The organism is Streptomyces barkulensis, from assembly GCF_002843305.1.
Taxonomy (GTDB): domain Bacteria; phylum Actinomycetota; class Actinomycetes; order Streptomycetales; family Streptomycetaceae; genus Streptomyces; species Streptomyces barkulensis.
In genome coordinates, this window is sequence record NZ_PGSG01000110.1 from 20217 (window position 1) to 43552 (window position 23336).

Here is a 23336-nt window from a genome sequence, read left to right on the forward strand (position 1 = left end):
GGAGCGGTCCGGAGCGGTCCGGAGCGGCCCGGAGCGCTCAGCGCCGCAGCGGGACGAAGCGCACCTTCAGCCCCGGCACCGCCTGCGCCGCCGCCGCCAGCGCCTCCCGCGGCACCACGCCGACCACCGGATAGCCCCCCGTGGTCGGGTGGTCGGCGAGGAAGACGATCGGCTCGCCGCCCGGCGGCACCTGCACCGCGCCCGCCACCATCCCCTCGCTGGGCAGCTCACCGCGCACCGACCGCTCCAGGGCGGGCCCCTCGGTCCGCAGCCCGACACGGTTGCTCTCGGCGGACACCCGGTAGACCCCCCGGGCCAGCGCGCGCAGCGCGCCCGGGGTGAACCAGCCGTCGCGGGGTCCGGGCACCAGCGGCAGCACCAGCTCGCCCGACGGCGGCCCCGGAGCGGCGGAGGCGACCGCGTCGGCCCAGGGCACGGGCCCCGCCGCCGTACCCACCGGAAGCCGTACCCCCGCCGACAGCGGCGCCGGTCCGAGCCCGGACAGCAGATCGGTGGAGCGGCTGCCGAGCACCGGCTCGACGCCGACGCCGCCGGCCACGGCCAGATAGCTGCGCACCCCGGCCCGCGCGGCGCCGACCTCCAGCACCGCCCCGCCCGGCACCCGTACCGCCGCGCCCCACGGCGCCGGACGGCCGTCGATCCGCACCGGGCACGGAGCACCGGTCACCGCCGCCACCACGGCCCGGTCCGGGCGCACCGCACACCCGGTGAGGGTGGTCTCCAGCGTCGCGGCACCGGGCGCGTTGCCCACCAGGCGGTTGGCGAGCCGGTGGGCGGGGGAGTCCAGCGCCCCCGAACGCGGCACCCCCAGATGGGCCAGGCCCACCCGGCCCAGATCCTGCACGGTGGTCAGCGCACCCGGCCGCAGGACCTCCAGCACCCCCGCGCCCGTCATGCCACCGCCTCGAACCGCACCCGGGCACCCGGGGCCAGCAGCGCGGCCGGCTCCCGGCGCACGTCCCACAGCACCGCGTCCGTCCGGCCGATCAGCTGCCAGCCGCCGGGCGAGGTGCGCGGATACACCCCGGTGTACGCCCCGGCCAGCCCCACCGAGCCCGGCGGCACCGAGGTGCGGGGGACGGCGCGGCGGGGCACGCCCAACTCCCCGGGCAGTCCGGTGAGATAGCCGAACCCGGGGGCGAACCCGCAGAAGGCGACCCGGAACTCGGTGCGGGTGTGGATCGCGACCGCCTCCTCCTCGTCCACCCCCCACAGCGCCGCCACCCCGGCCAGATCGGGGCCGTCGTAGCGCACCGGCAGCACCACCGCGGCGGTGTCCGCCGGGGCGTCGCCGGGGAACTCCCTGCCTTGCAGCCACCGCGCCAGCGCCCCCGGGTCCTCCAGCCCGTCCAGCAGGACGGTGGCCGCGGCCGGGACGATCTCCTCCACCTCGGGCAGCTCTCCGGTCTCCCGCAGCCGCACCAGTTCGGCGTGGAGGGCCTGGGCCCGCCCGGTGCTCCCCACCTCCAGCAGCAGGGCGCGCCTGCCCATGGGCAGCACCCGCGTCACCCTCACGGCGTGAACGCCTCGATGCGCACCCCGGCCTCCGCGAGGGCCTGCCGCACCCGCCGGGCGAGCGCCACGGCGCCCGGGGTGTCGCCGTGCACGCACAGCGACCTGGCGCCGGCGGCCACCTCCCCGCCGTCGCCGGTGGCCACACTCCCGCGCAGCGCGATGCCCAGCGCCTGGGAGACCACGGCGTCCGGCTCGTGGATCACCGCCCCCGGCTCCCGCCGGGACACCAGCGTGCCCAGCGCGGTGTAGCCGCGGTCGGCGAACGCCTCGGCGACGGCGGGCAGCCCGGCCTCCTCGGCGGCCCCCAGCAGCAGCGACCCGGGCAGCCCCAGCACCGGCAGCTCCCCGCCCGCCAGCAGCACCCCGGACACCACCGCCCGCGCCTGGCCCTCGTCGTGCACCGCGCGGTTGTAGAGCGCGCCGTGCGGTTTGACGTACGCCACCCGCGCCCCGGCGGACTCGGCGAACACCCGCAGGGCGCCGATCTGGTAGGCGATCTCGTCGGCCAGCTCGTCCTCGGGGACCTCCATCGGCCGCCGCCCGAAACCCGCCAGATCGCGGTAGGCGACCTGGGCGCCGATCGCCACCCCCCGCTCGGCCGCCTGCGCGCACACCCGGCGCATGGTGGAGGGATCCCCGGCGTGGAAGCCGCAGGCGATGTTGGCGCTGCTGACGACCGAGAGCAGCGCCTCGTCGTGGGTGAGCTCCCACCGTCCGAAGCCCTCGCCCAGATCGGCGTTGAGATCGATCACCGGGGCCTTGTCCTCCACCGGATCCACCGGACCCACCGGACCCACCGCCCCCTCGTCCCGCTGTGTCATGGGACGAGAGTAATTCCGGAACGGCGGCGGACGCGTACGCGTCCGCCGGTGCCGGCTCCGTCAGCGCCGGCGGCGAACCTCCGCGGCCGCCGGGGGCTTCGCCTCCGCCTCCCCGCCGGCCCGCCCGTACCGCCGGGCCACCGCGCCCAGATGGTGGAGGACGAGCAGCAGCAGGCCGACGTCGTCCAGGTACACCGGGTCCGGGAGCAGATCGACGGGGAAGACCGTGTAGACCAGCGCCACCCAGAACGCGGCCCTGGCGCTCACCGGGATGTCCGCGCCGCGCAGGAGCAGGTAGGTGCGCACCAGCCTGACCAGCAGGACGGCGGCGACGGCCAGCGTCACCGCGGCGAGCACCGCGCCGACGGCGATCAGTACGACCTGCCAGGTCTCCAACGGACCTCCTCGCTCGCCGCCCGCCCGGCGGCCCGGGCCGGAACGGCTGTCCTCCCCCTCTTCTGCTCGCCGTCCCCGGGCGGAAACGCGCGTGACCTCCCGCCCGGAGGCGGCGGTGCGGCGGCGCCCGGCCGCCCGGCGGCAGCCGCCCCGCTCCCCGCCGGGCCGGCGTACACCATGCGGACAGCCCGCCCGCACCCCGCGCGCCCGCCGTAGTGTGATCGCCGACACGCCCACGCCGGATCCGGCCCGCACCCGGGGGAGCACACGCACATGACGCGCACCGACGACACGATCAGATGGGGCATCCTCGCCACCGGCGGCATAGCCGGAGCCTTCGCCCGCGACCTCGCGCCCCTGCCCGGCGGCGAGCTCCTCGCGGTGGGCTCGCGCTCGCCCGAGTCCGCCCGCCGCTTCGCCGAGGAGCACGGCGCCCCGCGCGCCTACGGAAGCTGGGGCGAGCTGGCCGCCGACCCGGACGTGGACGTGGTCTACGTCGCCACGCCCCACTCGGCGCACCTGGAGGCCGCCACCGTCTGCCTGGAGGCGGACAAGGCGGTGCTGTGCGAGAAGCCGCTCACCCTCAACCTCGCCCAGGCGCGGGAGATGGTCGAGCTGGCGCGCCGCAGGGGAGTCTTCCTGATGGAGGCCATGTGGACCTACTGCAACCCGGTGGTCCGCCGCATGCTCGACCTCGTCGCCGACGGCGCGATCGGCGAGGTGCGCTCGGTCCACGCCGACTTCGGCATCGTCGCCCCCGCGGACGCCTCGCACCGCCTGCGCGACCCCCGGCTGGGCGGCGGCGCACTGCTGGACCTGGGCGTCTACCCGGTCTCCTTCGCCCATCTCGTCCTCGGCGAGCCCTCCTCCGTAGCAGCCTGGGCCCATCTGACGCCCGAGGGCGTGGACGAGACCACCGGCGTCCTGCTGGGCTACGACAGCGGAGCCGTCGCCACCCTCTCGTGCTCCATCGCCTCCGCCAGCCCCACCGTGGCGGCCGTCAGCGGCACCCGGGGACGCATCGAGCTGCCGCACGGCTTCTTCGCCCCGGAGTCCTTCGTCCTGCACCGCGAGGGGCGTGAGGCCGAGGAGGTCCGGGTGCCGCAGGCCGAGGGCGGCACCGGCTACGGGCCCGAGGCGGCCGAGGTGATGCGCTGCCTGCGGGAGAAGGAGACGGAGTCCCCGCTGGTGCCGCTGGACGGGACGCTGGCGGTGATGGCGACGCTGGACGCCGTCCGCGAGCGCGTCGGGGTCCGCTACCCGGGCGACGGCTGAGCCGTTCGCCGGGCATCCGGTGTGCGATGGCGTGCCAGGGGCCCGCGGGGCGGTTGCGAGCGCCCCGTGGGCCCCTCATCTGCCACGATGCCGAGAGCGCTCTCATTCCTCGGTCGGCGGGAGCGCCGGGAGGGCTCCCGCCTCCAAGAGGTTTACGGATCAAGGGTATTGACGGTCCATCCGGTCGCATACAGGATCAGCGCCGTGCGCATGACAGTGCGCCTGTGTCTCCGTGTGTCCAAGTGTTGAAAACTTCGACCGCCCCGAGGGAGCCGCCATGGGACAGCCGCTGCACGCAGGAACGGGACCCGGGGAAGGAGGCCGGCGAAGGCGGCGCGGACGAACGGCCGCCGCGACCCTCGGCGCCCTCCTCGCCCTGCTCGCCTCCGGTCTGACCCCCGCCGCGTCGGCCGCCGCGCAGGACCGCGTCCTGGACGACTTCGACAGCGCCGTCCCCGGCCCGATCGGCACCTACGGCAGCACCCCCGAGGACACCCCCGGGCTCAGCCAGGTCGCCGCCGAGGCCCGCCCGGGCGCCAACGCCTTCAACCGCGCCATGCGCGTGGAGTACGACATCACCGCCTGGGGCGGCTTCGACCACGCCCTGTCCGGCGCCGAGGACTGGAGCGGCCACGAGGGCTTCTCCTTCTGGGTGAAGGGCACCGGCAGCGGGGAGCGCGTCCAGTTCGAGGTCAAGGACGGCGGCCCGAACGCCGGACAGGCCGAGCTGTGGGCCGGCTACTTCACCGACGACACCGACGGCTGGAAGCAGGTGCGCACCCCCTTCGAGGACTTCGTCCGGCGCCCCGACCACCAGCCCGCCGGCGCCCCGGACGACGGCGTGCTGGACCTGACCCGCATGTGGGGCTACGCCGTCAACCTGCCCACCGCCTCCGGCGCCCTGGAGTTCGACCAGGTCGAGCTGTACGGCGTGGGCGGGGTGCGGGCCCGCGTCGCCACCGGCCGGCCCGTCCACACCGTCGAGCACGGCGGCACCGCCACCGTGGAGGTGTCGGTGGGCACCACCGGCGGCGTGCCGCTGGCCGAGCCCGTCACCGTCACCTACGCCACCGGCGAGGGCACCGCGGAGCCCGGCGAGGACTACACCCCGGTCGAGGGCACCCTCACCTTCCCCGCCGGCACCCCCTCCGGCACGGCGAAGACCTTCACCGTCGACACCGAGCGCAGCGCGGAGCCCGCCACCGCCAAGACCATCCCCGTCACCCTCTCCGCCGACGGCGCACGCGCCCCCGACGACCAGCCCACCGTCGTCATCGACGCGCACGGCCTGCCGTACCAGGACCCCCGGCTCCCGGTGGAGGAGCGGGTGGAGGACCTGCTGTCCCGGATGACGGTGGACGAGAAGATCGGCCAGATGACCCAGGCCGAGCGCGGCGCCCTGGAGGCCCAGGACCACATCGCCTCCTACGAGCTGGGCTCGCTGCTGTCCGGCGGCGGCTCCAACCCCGCCCCCAACACGCCCGAGGCCTGGGCCGACATGGTCGACGGCTTCCAGTTGCGCGCACAGCAGACCAGGCTGCAGATCCCGCTGATCTACGGAGTCGACGCCGTCCACGGCCACAACAACGTCGTCGGCGCCACCGTCTTCCCGCACAACACCGGCCTCGGCGCCGCCCGCGACCCGGAGCTGGTCGAGGACACCGCCCACGTCACCGCCAAGGAGGTCCGCGCCACCGGCGTCCCCTGGAACTTCAGCCCCTGCCTGTGCGTCAGCCGCGACGAGCGCTGGGGACGGGCATACGAGGCGTTCGGCGAGGACCCGGCGCTGGTCACGCGGCTCGCCACGGCCGTCCAGGGCCACCAGGGCCGCGCCGACGGGCGGGACCTGAAGGACGCCGACCGGGTGCTGGCCACCGCCAAGCACTACGTCGGCGACGGCGGCACCGAGTTCGGCTCCTCCACCACCGGCACGTACACCATCGACCAGGGCGTCACGAGGACGACGCGCGAGGAGCTGGAGACCGTCCACATCGCCCCCTTCACGGAGGCGGTCGACGAGGGAGTGGGCACCGTCATGCCGTCCTTCTCCAGCGTCGACTTCATCGGTGACGACCAGGGCCCGGTCAAGATGCACGCCCACGCCGACCTGATCACGGACGTCCTCAAGGGCGACCTCGGCTTCGACGGGTTCGTGATCAGCGACTGGGAGGCCATCGACCAGATCCCCGGCGACTACGCCTCCGACGTGCGGACCTCCATCAACGCCGGACTCGACATGATCATGGTCCCGTACGACTACAAGGGCTTCACCTCCACCCTGCGCGAGCAGGTCGACTCCGGCGCCGTGCCCATGGCGCGGATCGACGACGCGGTGACCCGCATCCTCACCAAGAAGTTCCAGCTCGGCCTGTTCGAGAAGCCCTACGCCGACCGCACCCACCTGGACTCCGTCGGCTCCGCGCCCCACCGCGAGCTGGCCCGCCGGGCCGCCGCCGACTCCCAGGTGCTGCTGAAGAACGACGGGAACCTGCTGCCGCTGAAGGGCGACGAGAAGCTCTACGTCGCAGGCTCCAACGCCGACGACATCGGCAACCAGGCCGGCGGCTGGACCATCTCCTGGCAGGGCTCCTCCGGCGACATCACCGAGGGCACCACCATCCTGGAAGGAATCCGCCAGGTCGCCCCGGACGCCTCCGTCACCTTCAGCGAGGACGCCTCCGCGCCCACCGACGGGCACCGGACGGGCATCGTGGTGGTCGGCGAGACCCCGTACGCCGAGGGCGTCGGCGACGTCGGCAACGGCCACGATCTGGAGCTGTCCGAGGCGGACGGGAAGGCGATCGACACCGTCTGCGGCGCCATGGAGTGCGCGGTGCTGGTCGTCTCCGGCCGCCCGCAGATCATCACCGACCGGCTCGGCGACATCGACGCCCTGGTCGCCTCCTGGCTGCCGGGCACCGAGGGCGCCGGCGTGGCCGACACCCTCTTCGGCGAGCGGCCCTTCACCGGCCGCCTGCCGGTGAGCTGGCCGCGCTCGGCCGCCCAGGTCCCGGTCAACGTCGGCGACGCCTCCTACGACCCGCTCTACCCGTACGGCTGGGGCCTGCGCACCGACAGCGCCCGCGACCGCCTGGAGGACGTCCGCGAGGAGCTGCGGGAGCGCCGCGACATCGCCTCCCGCGTCGCGGCCGTCCACGTCCGCCTCGCACTCAAGAACCGGCACTGGAAGTCCGACGGTACGGTCCGCGGCGCGGACGCGGTCCTGAAGCGCCTTTCCAAGGCCGCCGCCCTGCTGGAGAAGTCGAGGGCCGACTCCTACCTCCAGGCGGACCAACTCGCCTCGGTCGCCCGGGACATCGCCCAGGCCACCCTGCTGAAGGCCGGTGACGGCGCTCCGGAGCGCGCGGTGTCCCGCACCGCGGACGCCGACCACGCCCTGGCCTCCGGCGACTACGCCAAGGCGATCCGCCACCTGGCCGAGGCCCACCGCCTGGCCCGCTGACACCCGCCCCGTCCACCCGAACCGGCCCGCCGGGCGCCCCGTCTCCGACGGAGCGGCCGGCGGGCCGCCGTTTTCCGGCGAGACGGACCGCCGAACCGGCTCCCCGCGGTGGGGGACCGGCGAAGGACTACTGTGCTGACGTGACCCGCCCTGCCCAGCGCCCCATCCTCTTCCTCGACGTCGACGGCCCGCTCATCCCGTTCGGTGCGCCGCCCCACCGGCCCCGGCGAACACCCGTGCCCGGCCCCGCGGCGACCGACGGGCAGGGGAATCCACTGCTGGAGCGGCTCGACCCCGCCGTCGGACCGCGTCTGGCGGCGCTGGGCTGCGACCTGGTGTGGGCTACGACCTGGATGGACGAGGCCAACGAGGCCGTCGCCCCGCGCATCGGGCTGCCGAGGCTGCCCGTGGTGAGGTGGCCGGACACCTCCGCCGGCCAGGGGCCGCGCGGCCTGCACTGGAAGACCCGCCACCTCGTGGAGCGGGCCGGCCACCGCCCGTTCGTCTGGATCGACGACGAGATCGGCGCCATGGACCGCCTCTGGGTCGACGCACAGCACCGGGCGCCTGCGCTGCTCCACCGCGTCGACCCGGCCAGGGGCCTTGCCGACGAGGACTTCACCGCCCTCGCCGCCTGGCTCGGCGCCGGCGCCGTCTGACGTACGGCGGCCGTCAGCGACCGCAGCCCACGCGCTCGGTGGACAGGACCAGGTCGTCCAGGAGCAGGTCGTAGGAGCCGGGGGTGGGGTCGCCCTGGTAGAGCTGCCAGCCGATGCGGACGGTGTCGACGTCGGGGAGGACGAAGTCGACGGGGTTGCCGCCGTGGCGGGTGGTGGTGACGGTCAGGTCCGGCTTGGGCTCGCCGTCGATCCAGACCGAGACCCGGTTGTCGTCCGCGTCCGCCTCCCACTCCAGGCACGTCCACTTCCCGGCCTCGGCCGGGGCGGACTCGCGCCAGTCGGTCCAGTCGCCCGTCGGTCCGCCGTCGGAGCCCACGCCCCACAGCTGCGTCCCGCCGCCGACGGTCGGCACGTACTGGCCGCCGATGGGCCGCACCACGCTGCCGTCGCCGCGGCCGGTGGCCTCGACCAGGGTGAAGTGGGCCCAGTCCGGGGCGGTGGGGAAGGCGTCCACGCGGACCCGCATCCGGCCGAAGAAGCTGTTGCCGGGGGCGTCGAAGTCGTCGACCTCCAGGAAGGCGTAACCGTTGCCCTCGGTGCGCAGGTGCAGCACCTGCCCCGGCCGGTGCCCTCCGGTGTGGCGGCGGTCGCGTCCGGTGGAGCGCTCCACGGTCAGAGTGCCGTGCCGGGTGTCCACGCCCCAGTCCATGCTGGTGCCCGCGCCGCGCGGCAGGTCCTCGAAGTCCTCGCAGAACAGCAGGGCGGGGGAGGGGACGCAGCCGCGGTGCGGCGGACGGTCGCCGGGCCGGTCGTGGGCGGGGTGGGGGACGGAGGCCGCGCCGCCGGTGGCGGCGAGGGTGGTGACGGCGGCCAGGGCGAGGGCGCCGAGCAGGCCGGACAGCCGCCGGGAGGCGCGGGGCCGGCGGCGGGGCGAACGGGACGAGCCGGGTAAGGAGCGCATGGGAGTTCTCCCTCGGGTGGTCGGGGACTGCCGAACCGCGCTGGGAGCGCTCCCATGCGGTCGTCCGGCACCCTACGGCAACTCACCCTCCACGGAAAAGAGCTGACAGGGGGAGAGGGGGATATGGGGGGCCGGGGGCCGAACCCGGCGGACGTCAGGCCCCGGCGCCGACGCGGGACCGCAGGTTCTGGAACTGGCGCACCTGCATGATGAAGTGCGCCGGCTCACCCATCAGCAGGTCGAACGGCTTGGTGATGCCCCGCGGCCGGCTCCGGCCGCGGGTGCGGACCACCAGGCGCGTTCCGCCCGCCGGGACCGGCCGCAGATGGAAGGCCCAGATGCCGTCCATGTACGCCCGGGGCGGGGCGGCGGTCGGCATGTCGAAGGAGTGGCCGGACGGCAGCTCCAGGTCCGAGCGCAGCACCAGGGTCCGGTTCGGTTCCAGCAGGGCCGCGGTGAACCAGGCGCGGCCGTCGCGCGTCGCGAGCAGCCGCTGCCCCTCCGCCAGGCCCTGCCACTCGGGCACGAGGCGGTCCGCGCTCGGCTCGCCGTAGTGGTCCAGGCTGTCCCAGCTGTACCAGCCGCCGCGGTCGCCGCCCATCTGGGCCAGCCAGGCCCAGACCTCCTCGGGCGGTGCCGGGAGGGTGGTGGCCATCGTCGACGAACTGGTGGCGTCGGGGACGAGGTCGTCGCCGGGGTAGGTGCTCGCGGTCTCCTCCTCGGTCGCGCCCCAGGTCAGCAGCCGGGGGCGGATCCGGAGCGCGTAGAGCGCGGAGGCCGCGGAGGCCATGGTGAGGGGGAGCAGGCGGGCTCCCCGCCGGTGTCCGCTCATGCCTCCAGCATCGCGCCGCCGCCCGCGCCCCGCCACTCGTCCGGCGGACGCCCCTGCGGGGGGCCGGTTCAGCCCAGCGCCGCCAGGGCCGCGTCCAGGCGCCGGGTGGCCTCGGAGGCGACGGGCTCCATGGCGGGCAGCCCGGTGAGGGTCACCATGGTGCCGGGGTCGAGGGCCTGGACGACCGTCTGGTCTCCGTCGCGGCGCACGACCACGTTGCACGGGAGCAGCAGGCCGATGTCCCGGTCGTTCTCCAGCGCCCGGTGGGCCAGTTGCGGGTTGCAGGCGCCCAGGATCAGGTAGTCCTCGATGTCCTGGTCGAGCTTCTTCTTCAGGGTGGCGGTGACGTCGATCTCGGTGAGGACGCCGAATCCCTGCTCGGCCAGCGCGTCGCGCACGGCGGCCACGGTGGTGTCGAAGTCGGTGCTCACCCGGACGGTGCGGTCGTAGCTCACGTCGTGACTCTCCTGTGCTCGTCGGTTTCGCGGGCCGGTGTGCGGCGTCCGTTTCCGCCCGCCCCGGCGGGTACCCGCCGGGGCGGGGGGCTACGCGGCGCCCTGCTTTCCAGAATACCCCCCAGGGTATGTGTTACGGTGGTGATCACATCCCCCGGGGCAGAGCGATCCGGAAGGAGCAACACCGTGTTCTTCGCAGACACCGTGGAGATCCAGGGACTGGGCAATCGCGGCTACCTGGCCGGGGGCCGGTCGGCGGCCGTGGTGGTGGACCCGCCGCGGGACATCGACCGGATGCTCGCACTGGCGGCCCGGCGGGAGGTGCGGATCGCCCTCGTCGTCGAGACCCATGTACACAACGACTACGTCACCGGCGGGCTGGAGCTGGCCCGTGTGACGGGCGCGGAGTACCTGGTGCCCGCCGACGCCCGTGTGTCCTACCCCCGCACGCCGGTGGCCGACGGCGACACCGCCGGAATCGAGGAGGGGCTGACGCTGCGCGCGCTGGCCACCCCCGGCCACACCCCGCACCACACCTCCTACGTGCTGGAGGAGGACGGTCGCGCGGTCGCCGTCTTCACCGGCGGCTCGCTGCTGATCGGCGCCGTCGGACGGCCGGATCTGGTCGAGCCCCGCATGACGCGCGAACTGGCCCGCGCCCAGCACGCCTCCGCCCGCAGGCTGGCCGACGAGCTGGACGACGACGTGCCCGTGATGCCGACCCACGGCTTCGGCAGCTTCTGCTCCTCCACCCAGGCCGAGGGCGACTCCACCACCATCGGCAAGGAGCGCGAGGCCAACGACGCGCTGGTCAAGGACGTCGACGAGTTCGTCGCCGACCTGCTCGCCGGCCTGGACGACATCCCCGCGTACTACGCCCACATGGGACCGGTGAACTCGGCCGGACCGGAACCGATCGACCTCACCCCGCCCCGGCGCGCGGACGCGGAGGAGATCGCCGGCCGGCTGGCCGCGGGGGAGTGGGTGGTGGACCTGCGCAGCCGCGTGGCGTTCGCCGAGGGCCATGTGGCGGGCGCGTACAACTTCGAGGCCGACGGCAAGCTCGCCACCTACCTGGCCTGGCTGATCCCCTGGGGCAAGCCGGTCACCCTGCTGGCCGAGAGCCTCGAACAGCTTGCCGACGCCCAGCGGGAGCTGGCCAGGGTCGGCATCGACCGCCCCGCCGCGGCCGCCACCGGCGGCCCCGCGGACTGGCTCGGCGACGGCGGGGAGCCGCGCTCCTTCCCCCGGGAGAGCTTCGCCGGGCTGGCCGGCGTCCGCGAGCGCGGCGAGGAGGTGGTGGTGCTCGACGTGCGCCGCGACTCCGAGCGCGCGAACGGCTATGTCGAGGGGTCGGCCCACATACCCGTCCACCAGCTCCACGAGCGCGTCGCCGAGGTGCCCGACGGGACCGTCTGGGTCCACTGCGCCAGCGGGATGCGCGCGACGATCGCCGCCTCGATGCTGGACGCGGCCGGCCGCGAGGTGGTCGCCGTGGACGATCCCTTCGACGCGGCCGAGCAGGCCGGGCTGACCGTCGTACGGCCCTGAGGGCCCTCCCGCCCTTTCGCCCTGCCGGCCGCCCTCACCACCCCACCACCCCACCACCCCACCACCCCACCATCCACCGGAGGAGAGCACCATGTCCCTGTTCCGCCGCGGCCCCGGCCGCGTCGACCCGGCCGAGGCCAACCGGCGCACCGCCGAGGGCGACGCCGTTTTGCTGGACGTGCGCGAGGACGCCGAGTGGAAGGCCGGCCACGCCCCGCACGCCGTCCATCTGCCGCTGTCCCGCCTGGCCGAGGGCGCGCAACTGCCCGGTCATCTGAAGGACAAGCCCGTGGTGGCCGTCTGCCGTTCCGGCAACCGCTCGCAGAAGGCCGCCAGGCTGCTGGCCGAGCGCGGTGTGGAGGCGGTGGACGTCACCGGCGGCATGGCCGCGTGGGAGAGGCAGGGCCTGCCCGTGCGCGACGGGCGCGGGCGCCCCGGCACCGTCGCGTGACCCTCCCGGCCCTGGCCCTGGCCCTGGCGGCCGGGGCCGTGGTCGGCTGGTCGCTGGGCGCGCTGGGGGCCGGCGGCAGCATCCTGACCGTGCCCGCCCTGATCTACCTGCTCGGCTTCACCCCGGCCGAGGCCACCACGGCCTCCCTGCTGATCGTCACCGCGACGTCGCTGACGGCCCTGGCCGCACACGCCCGGGCCGGTCAGGTGCGCTGGAAGGCCGGATCCGTCTTCGCCGCCGCCGGGCTGCTGCCCGCGGCCGCCGCCGGCGCCGTGGCCACCGAGGTGCCCCCCGCCGTGCTGACCGGAGCCTTCGCGGCCGTGGCCGCCGCGGCCGCGGCGGTGATGTTCCGCGGCGCGTCGGCGGCCGGCGCGGACGGCGCGGAGAGAGGCGGCGCACGGCCGCTGCGGACCGCCGGAGCGGGGGCCGGGCTGGGCGCGCTGACCGGACTGCTGGGTGTCGGAGGGGGCTTCCTGGCCGTGCCCGCCCTGCGCACCGTCCTGGCCCTGCCGATGCGGGCCGCGGTGGGCACCAGCCTGCTGGTGATCGTGGCGAACGCCCTGGCGGCCCTGGCCGCCCGCGGCGACACGGCAGACGGCATCCACTGGGCGGCGCTGCTGCCCTTCGCCGGCACGGCCGTCCTGGGCGCGTGGGACGGCAGGCGGCTGGCGGCCAGGGTCCCCGCCGGTGTCCTGCAGCGGATCTTCGCGGCCGTACTGCTGACGGTGGCCGCCGTGATGCTCGCCGACACCCTGCTGTGATCCTTCGCGGGTCCCGCGGGACCCGCGAAGGATCAGGCCAGGGAGAGGAAGAGCTTCTCCAGCCGGGCCCGCATCTGCTCGCGGTCGAGGGCGGCAGCGGGGTCGCCGTCGGGGCTCTCGGTCAGGCAGTGCTGCAGACCGGTGGCGATGACCGCGAAACCGGCCTTGTCCAGTGCCCGGGAGGCCGCCGCGAGCTGTGTGACGACCTCCTCGCAGTCCCGCCCCTCCTCGATCATCTTGATCACTCCGGCGATCTGGCCCTGCGCCCGGCGCAGCCGGTTGACCACCGTCCTCAGTTCCTCGGCCGCCATCGCCAGTTCCACGGAACCTCCCCTTTCATACCCCGCCGGGTACCCTACCTGCCGGGTCGTCCTCCCCCGCGTTCGGAAGGAAACATCTCACACATGTCCACCGCCCCCGCACTCACCGTCGAACAGAGCAGCCTCCGCATACACGAGCTGACCGTCGTCGACGTGCGCACCCCCGGCGAGTACGCCTCCGGCCACCTGCCCGGCGCCCACAACATCCCCCTGGACCATCTCCAGCAGGCACTGCCCGCCCTGCGGACCGCCTCCGCCCGCGGGGACCTGCTGGTGGTGTGCGCCTCCGGAGCCCGCTCGGAGACCGCCTGCGCCGTCCTGGCCGAGCACGGCATCACCGCCGCCGCCCTCGAGGGCGGCACCACCGCCTGGACCGAGCGCGGCCACGACCTGCACCGGCCCGCCGGCGCCCGTACCGCCTGGGCCATGGAGCGGCAGGTCCGGCTCACCGCCGGTTCCCTGGTCCTGCTGGGCCTGATCGCCGGCCGCCGCAAACCGGCCGCTCGCCTGATCTCCGCGGGCATCGCCGGCGGCCTGGTCTTCTCCGCCCTCACCGACACCTGCGGCATGGCCCGCGTACTGGCCAAACTGCCCCACAACCGCCCCCGGCCCGCCGACCTGGACGCCACCCTGGCCGCCCTGGCCGGCTGACCCGCGCCTCCCCGCGTTCCCGGCCCTCCGCCCGTATGTTCCGGCCCGCCCCGCGGCCCGGTGGTGTCGCACCGGTACTCCGGGGGTACCGCGGGGCGGGACGGCTTCGAGGCCGTGTACGGATGGGAGGAAGCGGATGTCCGAGATGACCGCGGTGCGGCTCACCGGCTGGCAGAAGCCCCCGGAGGTGACCCGGGTCCCGGTACCCGAACCCGGCCCGGGAGAAGCCCTGCTGAAGGTGGCGGGCGCCGGGGTGTGCCACTCCGACCTGCACGTCATGGACTGGCCCGCCGGCGCGCTGCCCTACGACCTGCCCTTCACCCTGGGCCACGAGACCTCCGGCTGGGTGCACGCCCTGGGGCCGGGCACGCAGAACACCGGGCTGCGCGAGGGCGACGCGGTGCTGGTCTACGGCCCCTGGGGCTGCGGGGTGTGCCCCGCCTGCGCCCGGGGAGCGGAGAACTACTGCCACCGGGCCGCCGAACTGCGGGCCGCCGGCGGAGGGCTGGGCCTGGACGGCGGCATGGCCGAGTACATGCTCGTCCCCTCCACCCGGCTGCTCGTACCGCTGGGCGACCTGGACCCGCGCACCGCCGCCCCGCTGACCGACGCCGCGCTGACGCCCTACCACGCGGTCAAGCGCTCCCTGCACAAGCTGGTGCCGGGAACGGCGGCGGTGGTGATCGGCGTGGGCGGGCTGGGACACATGGCCGTCCAGCTGCTCAAGGCGCTGAGCCCGGTCGACGTCATCGCCGTCGACCTCGCCTCCGACAAGCTCGACCTGGCCGCCGGGGCGGGCGCCGACCACTGCGTGCCCGCCGGGGAGGGGGACGCGGACCGGATCCGCACGCTGACCGGCGGCCTCGGCGCCACCCTGGTGCTGGACTGCGTCGGCGCCGACGCCACGATGGCCACCGCCGCCGCGTGCGCCGCCGTGGAGGCCGACATCACCGTCGTCGGACTGGCCGGCGGCACACTGCCCGTCACCTTCGGGGCCGTGCCCTTCGAGGCGGCGGTGTCGATCCCGTACTGGGGCACCCGGCCGGAACTGGCCGAGGTCGTCGCCCTCGCCCGGGCGGGGCGGATCCGCCCGCATGTGGAGGTGCACCCGCTCGGTGAGGCGGGCGAGGTCTACCAGCGGCTGCGCGACGGCCGGGTCGACGGCCGGGCGGTACTGGTGCCCACCGCCGAGGCCTGAACCGCCGGCCGCCCCCGGCCTCGGACCCTGTCCGCGACTGTGCCCCTTCGGCCCCCATGGAGCGGGGCGTGATCGGGTACCCGTGCACGGGTACCCGATCGCCACGGCGGAGCCCGCACCAGCGGTGGGCTCGAGGAAGGAGGCGGTGGCCGTGCCCGACAAGGAGCACCACGAGCTGCCGGACACCGGGGACATCGGCCGGCGGGTGGCCCTCCAGCGCGAGCGGCTGGGCCTCACCCGGGAGGAGGCCGCCGTACGGGCCGGCATGGCGCCGGGATACCTGCAGTACCTGGAGGAGCACCCGTCGGCCCCGAGCGGGCCGGGACTGCTCAGGCTGGCCGCCGCCCTGGAGACCTCCGTGGAGTGGCTGCGCGGCGGCGGCACCAACACCCCGCCCGGGCGGGGGCGGGCCGCGGGCCGCCCCCGGTACCTCGAACTCGACGAGGGGGAGTGCTGGGCCAGGCTCTCCACGCACGGCGTGGGGCGCATCGCGGTCACCACCGCCGACGGGCCCGCCATCATCCCGGTGAACTACCAGGTAGCGGACGGCGCGATCGCCTTCCGCACCAAGCCCGGCTCCGCGCCCTCGGCGGCCGTGGGGCACGAGGTGGCGTTCGAGGTCGACTACGTGGACGACGCCTTCCGGCGCGGCTGGAGCGTCCTGGTCGTGGGCCGGGCCCGGGCCGCCGGCGCGGACGAGGCCCGCCATCTGGCCGGACAGGAGCTCAGCGAGCCCTGGGCCGGGGGAGAGGAACGCGACCTGTGGGTGGTCATCCGGGCCGAGCGCGTCACCGGGCGCCGCATCCACACGGAGTGACCGGCGGGACGCGACCGTCCCGCCGGGGCGGAGCGCCGTCATCGACAAAAATAATGTGCCAAGCGTACGATAACTCTGAAGAATCCGAGCAGTACGGACGGAACGGAGACCATGACCACCGGGCAGGCGGAAGAGGCGGAGCAGGCGGAGGAGCCCGGCAGGGCGGCACAGGCCCGCTACCCCAGGCCCCCGGTGTCGCTGGAGGAGGCCGAGTGGGTGTGGCGGACCCTGGCCTCCCAGGCCATGGAGGAGGGTGCGAAGCCGGAGACGGTGCGGCTGGCCGTGGTGACCGGCCTGGCCCGGGCCTCCGGCGCACGCTACGGCGACCTGCTGCGGTGCACGGTGCGGTCGCTGGACCTGGGGGCGGGCCGGGTGGACGTCGAGCACGGCAAGCACCGCGTCCCGCGGCGGCACGGCCTGGACGCGGGCACGGTGCCGGTGCTGCGCCGCTGGATGGACGTCCGCGCCGACCTGTGCGCCGAGCTGGAGGGTTCGGTCCCCGAGGCACTGCTGCTGACGGTCCACCACACGCACGACAACGGGGTGACGGTCGCGGCCGGGCTGCCCATCACCCGGCAGGGTCTGGTGCTCTCCTGGCGCCGCTTCGTGTACCGCACCAACGCCGCCCACGCCGGCCGGCGCCCCCCGCTGCCCACCCGCTTCGAGCAGCTCCGCCGTGCCTGGACCACCGCCGGGGCGTGACGCGCGGGCCCTCAGCGCTCCCCGGGGCGCTGAGGGGTATAGCGCGCGGGCAGGCGGCGCAGGCCCCGCAGCATTCCGGGTCTCCAGGCGAGGTCGGCGGGATCGGCGTCGAGCGTGAGATCGGGAAGGCGTTCCAGAAGGCACTCCAGAGCGACGGCGGCTTCCAGGCGGGCGAGCGGTGCGCCCAGGCAGTGGTGGATGCCGTGGCCGAAGGCCGAGTGACCCCGGGTGTCGCGGCGGATGTCGAAGCGGTCGGGGTCGGGGAAGCGCGACGGGTCGCGGGACGCCGAGGCCAGCACGGCGAGCACGGACTCCCCGGCGGGGACGACGGTACCGCCGATCTCCACGGGCTCGGCGGTGAAACGGCAGGCCGAGGCGGCCACCGGGCCGTTGTGGCGCAGGGTCTCCTCGACGGCGCCCGGGAGCAGCGAGGGGTCGCAGCGGAGGGCGTCGAGCTGATCCGGGTGGGTGAGCAGGGCGTGGACGGCGCCGGAAATGAGGTTGACGGTGGTCTCGTGTCCGGCGACGAGCAGGAGGAACGCCATGCCGAGCAGTTCATCGGGCGGGAGTTCCCCCTCCCCGTGGGCGGCTGTGGAGGCCAGGGCGCTCAGGAGGTCGTCGCCCGGTCTCCTCAGCTTCTGTTCGACGAGGGCGTCGAGATAGTCCGTCATGGCCTGTGCGGCGGCGTTCGCGGAGGCCGGGTCGGCGGGGTGGACCATCTCGGTCGACCAGGCGCGGAAAGCGGCCCGGTCGGAGGCGGGGACGCCGAGGAGTTCGCAGATCACGGCCACCGGCAGCGGCATGGCGAAGGAGGCGACCAGATCGGTGCGGCCCCGCGCGGACACGGCGTCCAGGAGGCCGTCCGCGATCCGCCTGACGCGCGGGCGCAGCGACTCGACGCGGCGGCCGGTGAACTCCCGTGCCACCAGTCGCCGCAGGCGGGTGTGGTGGGGCGGGTCGGTCTGGAGCATGTTCCGGCCGATCGAGTGGCCGCCGTCGTCCTCCCGGTCGGCCGAGTGGCGTATGTCGTTGCGCAGCCGTGGATCGGTGAGCGCGGCCCGCACCGCGTCGTGGCCGAGGACCAGCCAGACACCTCTCGTCCGGTCGGTGGGGAAGCGGTGGACCGGGCCGCGCTCGCGCAGCAGGGCGTACACGGGATGGGGGTCGGCGGTGAAGTCCGTGCCGCGGGGGGCCAGGTAACCGAGGTCGGGCACGATCATGGGCCTGCCTCCAGAAGTGGTCGGTGGCGTGTCGGCGAGTCATCCGGGGAGTAGTCCCCGCTTTTGCGACGGTAACAGTGAACCGGGGAGCGGTCCACGCTTCACTGTTAGGGTGCCGTCCATGTGCACGGTCGGGAGAGACGGGACGGGCGGGTCCGCGCCACTGCGGCGGGACGCGCGGCGCAACAGGGAACGGCTGATCGCCGCCGCCCGCGAGGTCTACGCCGAGCAGGGCGTCGAGGCGCCGCTGGACGACATCGCCCGGCGGGCCGGGGTCGGCAACGCCACCCTCTACCGGCACTTCCCCACGCGCGGTGCGCTCATCGAGGCGGTCTTCCGCGACTCGCTCACCGAGACCCTGCGCATGGGGGAGGAGGCGCGGCTCGCCGAGGACCCCTGGGAAGGGCTGACCGCCTACCTGGAGAGGATCTTCGAGGGACTGGCCGCCGACCGGGGGGCCAACGACCTGATGACCACCGGAGCCGAGGGGTCCCCCTCCCTGGAGGAGTTGCGGGCCCACAACCGCGAGACGGTGGACGCCCTGCTCCGCCGCGCCCAGCAGCAGGGCGCGGTGCGGCCGGACGTCACCGCCGAGGACCTGCTGTTCGCCCTGGCGGCGCTGGGGCGGGCGGTACCGGCCTCCGCGGCGGTCGAGCCCGCCGCGTGGCGCCGCTGTCTGGCCCTGCTGCTGGACGGTCTGCGCGCCGCGCCCGTCCGCCCCCTGCCCGCGCCGCCGGTCGGCTTCGGCACCCTGGAACAGGTGCTGCGCGAACTGGGCCCTTCCGGGCCCGGCCGCCGGTAGGAGCACTCCGCCCGGGGCCGCCGGGCCGGACGGCGCACGGACGGTGTCCCACCCCGGCGGCCACCCGCACCCGCCCGGGGGTCCGCGTCAGTCGGTCCGGCCGGTGGTCTCCCGCCTCCGTTCCGGGCCGCCCGCCCCGCCCTCGCTGCCGTCACCCTCGCCGCTGCCGTCGCCCTCGCCGCTGTCGCCGCCCTGCCGGGGGGAGCGCCATGCCCGAAGCAGCAGGACGGCGGCCGCCAGGGCGGCGATCCCGGCCAGCACGGCCGCGTCGGGGATGCCGCCGCCCCAGTCCGTCACCCACTGCTGCAGGGCGAACTCCTGGTCGACGTCGAGCAGCGCGGGCAGCGCGGAGGAGCCGTCGAAGACCAGGAAGACGGCGCCCAGCAGGATGAAGAACAGTCCGGACAGCAGCGAGACGCTGTGCGTCTCCAGCGGCCCGATGCGCAGGGGGCGGCCGCGCAGCCACTTCCTGCGCCCCAGTTCGAAGCGGTCCCAGAACAGGGCCAGGACGAACAGCGGCACGGCCATGCCCAGCGCGTAGACGGCCAGCAGGGCGCCGCCGTACCAGGGGCTGCCGCTGACGGCGGCGACGGTCAGGACGCTGCCCAGGATGGGCCCGGCGCAGAAGCCCGCCAGCCCGTACACCGCGCCCAGGGCCAGGACCGACAGGGGCGAGGAGGGCCGGATGCCGGCCGCGGCCGTCTGCATCCGGCGCGAGGCGAACCCCAGGCCCAGGATCTGGGCGACGCCGAGCGCGATGACCGTCCAGCCCGCGACGGTGACCAGCAGGTCGCGGTTGCCGTAGAACAGCCGGCTGGCGAAGGAGCCGGCGGCGCCCAGCGGCACGAGCGTCAGGCACAGGCCGCCGTAGAAGACCGCGGTCCGGCCCAGCAGCCGGGCCGGGCTGTTGAAGGAGTAGGCGAAGAAGGCGGGCAGGAGCAGGGCGCTGCACGGGCTGAGCAGGGCGAGCAGCCCGCCGGCGAACGCGGCGAGATATCCGATGTCGCTCACTTGGCGTGCGCCTCCGCCGCCTTCTTCGCGTCCTCGATCGCGTCGGTGAAGACCTCGGTCGGCTGGGCGCCCAGGATGGGCCGGTCGTTGACCAGGAAGGCCGGGGTGCTGGTGACGCCCAGCTCGTAGCCCTCCCGGGAGTCGCGCTCGATCGCCTTGCCGGCGGCGTCGCTGTCCATGTCGGAGCGGAACTTCTCCAGGTCCTTCACCCCGGCCTCGCGGGCCATCTCCACGAGTTTGTCCCCGGCGAAGTGGCCGCTGTTCATCTTGCGCTCCTCGCCGAAGGCGAGCTTGTGGAACTCCCAGAACCTGCCCTGCCGCCCGGCGGCGTACCCGGCCCGCGCGGCGGCCTCGGACTCCTCGCCGAAGATCGGGAAGTCGCGCCACTCGATGCGCAGCACGCCGGACTCGACGTACTTCTCGATCAGTTCCGGTTCGGTGTCCCGGGCGAACTTCCCGCAGAACGGGCACTGGAAGTCGGCGTACTCGATCAGCACCACAGGGGCGTCGGTGCTGCCGAGGGCGTTCGGATCGCCGTCGTCGCGGCGGGCGAGGGCGAGGAGGTCCTCGTCGGGGGGCGCGGTGTCCTGCGGGGTCTCGACCCGGGCCGCGGGCTCGTCGTCGCCGGAGCCGGAACCGGAGCCCGCGCCCAGGGCCGACACCAGGCCCAGGACGAGTGCGAGGACGAGGACGGCGACGGCGGCCAGGGTGCCGCGCTTGCGGCGTGTGGACGTGCTGGACATGGCGGGCATGGCGAAGCTCCAGGGAAGAACGGAGAGGAACGGGAGGAAGCGGTGGACGGCAGGGAGGAGGGCGGACAGAAGGCTCTGCCGGAAGCCCTGCCGGAAGCCCTGCGGGGGGAAGAGGTCAGGCCGCGGGGGCCGCGTCCTGTACGGGAGCGCGGCAGGCGATCTCACCGGTCAGCCGCTTCACCGCCGCCACGGCCAGCAGAGCGACCGAGGCGAGGGCGAGGAACGGCTGGATGGGGGCCCAGATGCTGAGCGCGCCGGAGGTGCCCAGCGCGATGAGGACGAACTTGTTGCACACCGGGCAGCCCACGGCCAGGAAGGACAGCACACCGCCGATGGAGCCCGAGCGCGACGCCCGGGGGGCGGCGGGGGCCTTGACATAGGTGGCGAGGACGATGCCGGCCAGCAGGGCGGTGGCGACGAGCGTCGGGTAGTTCCACCACAGCGTCGGGGTCATCCGGGAGAAGAGCGGATTGGGGATGACGGCGGTGGGGAGGCCGACCAGCAGGGCGGTCAGGGCGGCGCCGCCCGCCGCGGCGCCCCAGCGCGGCGGGGTCCACGCCGCGAGGGCGGCGTTGGCCGTGCGCAGGGTGCGCGGGAGGGAGGAGAGCATGAGGGAGATCCTGTCCTGTCGTGACGCGGAACCGGGGGACCGGGAGGTCCGTGTGCGGACCGCGTGTGAACGAGGGCGACGGCGGGAGCCGCGGGAGGCGGCCCCGGGACAGGTCTAGATCCTCAGGACGGTGAAGGCGTGCGGGTCGTGCGTGACGGGCCCGGCCCGGCCCGTGGGGGCCCGGGCGCCGTGGATGTCGGGGTCCGCGGACACGGGGCGCCCGTGCACCTCGGGCGCTGCCACGGGGTCTCCCGCGCCCGTGGCGGGTACGACCGCCGGCGCGCCCTCGTCGCCGGAACACGAGGGGGAGTCGCCGTCGCCCGCCGTGGGCGCGGTCACCGCCGCCATGGCCCGGTCGGCGTACGCGGGCGTCCCCGAGGGGTGGGCCCCCTCCGTGAGGGGCGCGGACCCGGCGGGGACGAGCGCGCGGTCCTGATGGGCCGAGGAGGCCGGTGCCGGGACACAGAGCACTGTCAGCAGAGCCGTGAGGGCCAGTGCCAGGGCGCAGAGGACCTGCGGGGAGAGGCCGGGGATGCGACGGAAGGCGTGCATCGCTTGTGCTCCCCCTCTCCCACAGGGCTCGGCCGCTCGGTCGGCGTGAGACATACGGTGTCGAACATGCGGTCCACCGGGTAACCGGGGACACTCGGCAGCGTACAGGACGGCGTCGACCGCGGATCTTCCTTCCTTCCGCCGGGTGGGCGGGGGAGGCCGGGGCGCGGACACCGCCTCTGTTTCTATACCCCTAGGGGTATGAATGTCCAGAGGGGGCGCCACGCACGGCCGGCACGGGACCGGAGGCGGGCGCGGGGAGAGGCCGGCGTCCGGGGAAGACGGAGAGCGCGGGGAGCGGAGGGACGATGGACAGCCGGGCGTGGGACGAGCGGTACGCGGCCGCGGATCTGGTCTGGGGCGGTGAGCCCAACCGCTGGGTGGTCCGCGAGACCGAGGGGCTCGCCCCCGGCCGCGCACTGGACCTGGCGGCCGGAGAGGGGCGCAACGCCCTGTGGCTGGCCGCCGGGGGATGGGATGTGACCGCCGTCGACTTCTCCGAGGTCGCACTCGAGCGCGGCCGGCGCCTGGCCGGGAGTCTGCCGTCACAGGCCCGCGAACGGCTCGACTGGGTCCGGGCCGATGTGGCCTCCTACCGTCCCGGTGCCGGGGCCGGGGCCGGGGCCTTCGAGCTGGTGCTGGTGATCTACCTGCACCTGCCCGCCGAGGAACGCCGTGCCGTGCTGCGGCGCGCGGCGCGGGCCGTGGCCCCAGGAGGTGTGCTGCTGGTCGTCGGGCACGACACCGTGAACCTCACCGAGGGAGTGGGCGGACCGCAGGACGCCACCGTGCTGTTCACACCCGACGACGTCCTCGCCGACCTCGCGGAATCGGGCCTGGAGCCCCGGCGCGCCGAACGAGTGCGCCGCCCGGTGGCCGGCCCCGAAGGCGGACGGGCCCACGCGATCGACGCCCTGGTGCGCATGGAGCGCCCCCTCCCGGCCTGAGTGGCCCGGCGCGGGCCGCCCGGGCCGGGAGGAGGCGCCGGACGTCACTTTCCGGCGGCCTCCCGCAGGGCCTGGATGTCGATCTTCCTCATGCCGAGCATGGCCTTCATGACCTGCTGGGACACCGCCGGGTCGGGGTGGCCCAGCAGCTCGGGCAGTTCCCGCGGGACGATCTGCCACGACAGGCCGTAGCGGTCCTTGAGCCAGCCGCACACACTCTCCTCGCCGCCGTCGGTGAGCCTGGCCCACAGCTCGTCCACCTCCGCCTGGTCGGCGCAGTCCACCGAGAGCGAGATCGCCTCGCTGAAGGTGAACTCCGGGCCGCCGTTGAGCGCGATGAACTCGCGTCCCGCGAGCTCGAAGGTGACGGTCATGACCGATCCCGGCTCGCCCGGCCCGGCCTCGCCGTAGTACTGGACGTCCGTGATCCGGGAGTCGGGGAAGAGGGAGGTGTAGTACCGGGCGGCCTCCTCGGCCCGGCCGTCGAACCACAGACAGGTCGCGATCTTCTGTTTCTGCACGGTGTGCCCTCCTGGTGTGCGGATGCCGAACGCCTTCCGAAGGGTGGACCGGCCGGGCCGCCGGAACTCATCGCCGCCCGCCCGGCGGATCCGGGCGGGCGGCGCACCGGG

The 23336-nt window shown here is 74.9% G+C and carries 26 protein-coding genes; 12 read left to right on the plus strand and 14 right to left on the minus strand.

The genetic code is table 11. The features are described 5' to 3' along the window. Window positions 1-37 precede the first annotated feature (37 nt). From CUT83_RS25025 to CUT83_RS25040, 4 genes are all read right to left on the minus strand, one after another. On the minus strand, window positions 38-916 hold the full coding sequence (locus CUT83_RS25025; RefSeq protein WP_101258098.1) for a 5-oxoprolinase subunit C family protein: 879 nt from the start codon (window positions 914-916) through the stop codon (window positions 38-40). After that, window positions 913-1512: a 5-oxoprolinase subunit B family protein gene (locus tag CUT83_RS25030; RefSeq protein ID WP_101258242.1), complete on the minus strand. Its 600-nt coding sequence runs from the start codon at window positions 1510-1512 to the stop codon at window positions 913-915. Before CUT83_RS25030 ends, CUT83_RS25025 begins: the two co-directional genes overlap by 4 nt. A 20-nt stretch (window positions 1513-1532) precedes the next feature. Beyond that, a complete protein-coding gene (locus CUT83_RS25035) occupies window positions 1533-2288 on the minus strand; it encodes a LamB/YcsF family protein (RefSeq protein ID WP_101258243.1) in 756 nt (251 codons plus the stop codon). A 129-nt stretch (window positions 2289-2417) separates the two neighbouring features. Continuing rightward, on the minus strand, window positions 2418-2753 hold the full coding sequence (locus tag CUT83_RS25040; protein WP_101258099.1) for a YkvA family protein: 336 nt from the start codon (window positions 2751-2753) through the stop codon (window positions 2418-2420). Window positions 2754-3026: 273 nt separating this feature from the next. On the opposite strand from CUT83_RS25040, the gene CUT83_RS25045 reads away from it, so the two are divergent. The 3 genes from CUT83_RS25045 (at window position 3027) to CUT83_RS25055 (ending at window position 8150) form a co-directional block, all read left to right on the plus strand. After that, complete coding sequence (locus CUT83_RS25045; RefSeq protein ID WP_101258100.1) at window positions 3027-4028, plus strand: Gfo/Idh/MocA family protein; 1002 nt, start codon at window positions 3027-3029, stop codon at window positions 4026-4028. A 277-nt stretch (window positions 4029-4305) separates the two neighbouring features. After that, a complete protein-coding gene (locus CUT83_RS25050; RefSeq protein WP_101258101.1) occupies window positions 4306-7491 on the plus strand; it encodes a glycoside hydrolase family 3 N-terminal domain-containing protein in 3186 nt (1061 codons plus the stop codon). A 140-nt stretch (window positions 7492-7631) separates the two neighbouring features. Further along, window positions 7632-8150 (plus strand): HAD domain-containing protein, encoded by a 519-nt coding sequence (locus CUT83_RS25055; protein ID WP_101258102.1) that lies wholly within the window; start codon window positions 7632-7634, stop codon window positions 8148-8150. Window positions 8151-8163: 13 nt separating this feature from the next. Here CUT83_RS25055 and CUT83_RS25060 read toward each other — a convergent pair whose 3' ends face one another. From CUT83_RS25060 to CUT83_RS25070, 3 genes are all read right to left on the minus strand, one after another. Then, window positions 8164-9072: a hypothetical protein gene (locus CUT83_RS25060; protein WP_101258103.1), complete on the minus strand. Its 909-nt coding sequence runs from the start codon at window positions 9070-9072 to the stop codon at window positions 8164-8166. Window positions 9073-9226: 154 nt separating this feature from the next. Then, entirely contained in the window at window positions 9227-9904 is a 678-nt protein-coding gene (locus CUT83_RS25065) for a hypothetical protein (RefSeq protein WP_101258104.1), read from the minus strand. 68 nt (window positions 9905-9972) lie between these two features. Beyond that, complete coding sequence (locus CUT83_RS25070; protein WP_101258105.1) at window positions 9973-10359, minus strand: DUF302 domain-containing protein; 387 nt, start codon at window positions 10357-10359, stop codon at window positions 9973-9975. 186 nt (window positions 10360-10545) lie between these two features. On the opposite strand from CUT83_RS25070, the gene CUT83_RS25075 reads away from it, so the two are divergent. The 3 genes from CUT83_RS25075 to CUT83_RS25085 all read left to right on the plus strand — a co-directional run bounded on the left by CUT83_RS25075 (window position 10546) and on the right by CUT83_RS25085 (window position 13122). Further along, complete coding sequence (locus tag CUT83_RS25075; protein ID WP_101258106.1) at window positions 10546-11910, plus strand: MBL fold metallo-hydrolase; 1365 nt, start codon at window positions 10546-10548, stop codon at window positions 11908-11910. 91 nt (window positions 11911-12001) lie between these two features. Next, the gene (locus CUT83_RS25080) at window positions 12002-12361 is read left to right on the plus strand and encodes a rhodanese-like domain-containing protein (protein WP_101258107.1); all 360 of its coding nucleotides are present in this window, start codon (window positions 12002-12004) and stop codon (window positions 12359-12361) included. Then, window positions 12358-13122, plus strand: a complete 765-nt coding sequence (locus CUT83_RS25085; RefSeq protein WP_101258108.1) for a sulfite exporter TauE/SafE family protein — start codon at window positions 12358-12360, stop codon at window positions 13120-13122. Before CUT83_RS25080 ends, CUT83_RS25085 begins: the two co-directional genes overlap by 4 nt. Window positions 13123-13154: 32 nt before the next feature. Here the strand turns inward: CUT83_RS25085 and CUT83_RS25090 are convergent, their stop codons facing one another. Further along, complete coding sequence (locus CUT83_RS25090; protein ID WP_101258109.1) at window positions 13155-13445, minus strand: metal-sensitive transcriptional regulator; 291 nt, start codon at window positions 13443-13445, stop codon at window positions 13155-13157. A gap of 81 nt (window positions 13446-13526) precedes the next feature. Here CUT83_RS25090 and CUT83_RS25095 point away from each other — a divergent pair, with 81 nt between their 5' ends. The 4 genes from CUT83_RS25095 (at window position 13527) to CUT83_RS25110 (ending at window position 16810) form a co-directional block, all read left to right on the plus strand. Further along, window positions 13527-14093, plus strand: a complete 567-nt coding sequence (locus tag CUT83_RS25095; RefSeq protein ID WP_101258110.1) for a rhodanese-like domain-containing protein — start codon at window positions 13527-13529, stop codon at window positions 14091-14093. 145 nt (window positions 14094-14238) lie between these two features. Further along, window positions 14239-15291 (plus strand): NAD(P)-dependent alcohol dehydrogenase, encoded by a 1053-nt coding sequence (locus CUT83_RS25100; RefSeq protein ID WP_101258244.1) that lies wholly within the window; start codon window positions 14239-14241, stop codon window positions 15289-15291. 151 nt (window positions 15292-15442) lie between these two features. Then, complete coding sequence (locus tag CUT83_RS25105; RefSeq protein WP_338104205.1) at window positions 15443-16108, plus strand: helix-turn-helix domain-containing protein; 666 nt, start codon at window positions 15443-15445, stop codon at window positions 16106-16108. Window positions 16109-16219: 111 nt separating this feature from the next. Further along, a complete protein-coding gene (locus CUT83_RS25110; RefSeq protein ID WP_101258111.1) occupies window positions 16220-16810 on the plus strand; it encodes a tyrosine-type recombinase/integrase in 591 nt (196 codons plus the stop codon). A gap of 11 nt (window positions 16811-16821) precedes the next feature. Here the strand turns inward: CUT83_RS25110 and CUT83_RS25115 are convergent, their stop codons facing one another. Next, window positions 16822-18030, minus strand: a complete 1209-nt coding sequence (locus CUT83_RS25115; protein ID WP_101258112.1) for a cytochrome P450 family protein — start codon at window positions 18028-18030, stop codon at window positions 16822-16824. Window positions 18031-18151: 121 nt separating this feature from the next. On the opposite strand from CUT83_RS25115, the gene CUT83_RS25120 reads away from it, so the two are divergent. Beyond that, complete coding sequence (locus CUT83_RS25120) at window positions 18152-18832, plus strand: TetR/AcrR family transcriptional regulator (RefSeq protein WP_173915148.1); 681 nt, start codon at window positions 18152-18154, stop codon at window positions 18830-18832. A gap of 87 nt (window positions 18833-18919) precedes the next feature. Here the strand turns inward: CUT83_RS25120 and CUT83_RS25125 are convergent, their stop codons facing one another. The 4 genes from CUT83_RS25125 to CUT83_RS25140 all read right to left on the minus strand — a co-directional run bounded on the left by CUT83_RS25125 (window position 18920) and on the right by CUT83_RS25140 (window position 21757). Continuing rightward, the gene (locus CUT83_RS25125; RefSeq protein WP_101258113.1) at window positions 18920-19843 is read right to left on the minus strand and encodes a cytochrome c biogenesis CcdA family protein; all 924 of its coding nucleotides are present in this window, start codon (window positions 19841-19843) and stop codon (window positions 18920-18922) included. Then, window positions 19840-20586, minus strand: a complete 747-nt coding sequence (locus CUT83_RS25130; RefSeq protein ID WP_165869572.1) for a DsbA family protein — start codon at window positions 20584-20586, stop codon at window positions 19840-19842. Before CUT83_RS25130 ends, CUT83_RS25125 begins: the two co-directional genes overlap by 4 nt. Before the next feature lie 124 nt (window positions 20587-20710). Then, window positions 20711-21205, minus strand: coding sequence for a hypothetical protein (locus CUT83_RS25135; RefSeq protein ID WP_101258115.1), 495 nt, complete (start codon window positions 21203-21205; stop codon window positions 20711-20713). 114 nt (window positions 21206-21319) lie between these two features. Further along, window positions 21320-21757 carry a hypothetical protein gene (locus tag CUT83_RS25140; protein WP_101258116.1) on the minus strand — a complete coding sequence of 146 codons (438 nt, stop codon included), beginning with the start codon at window positions 21755-21757 and terminating at the stop codon, window positions 21320-21322. A 308-nt stretch (window positions 21758-22065) separates the two neighbouring features. Here CUT83_RS25140 and CUT83_RS25145 point away from each other — a divergent pair, with 308 nt between their 5' ends. Then, complete coding sequence (locus CUT83_RS25145; RefSeq protein WP_101258117.1) at window positions 22066-22704, plus strand: class I SAM-dependent methyltransferase; 639 nt, start codon at window positions 22066-22068, stop codon at window positions 22702-22704. Between the two features lie 44 nt (window positions 22705-22748). On the opposite strand, the gene CUT83_RS25150 is transcribed toward CUT83_RS25145, so the two are convergent. Continuing rightward, entirely contained in the window at window positions 22749-23225 is a 477-nt protein-coding gene (locus tag CUT83_RS25150; protein ID WP_101258118.1) for a VOC family protein, read from the minus strand. Window positions 23226-23336: the final 111 nt, after the last annotated feature.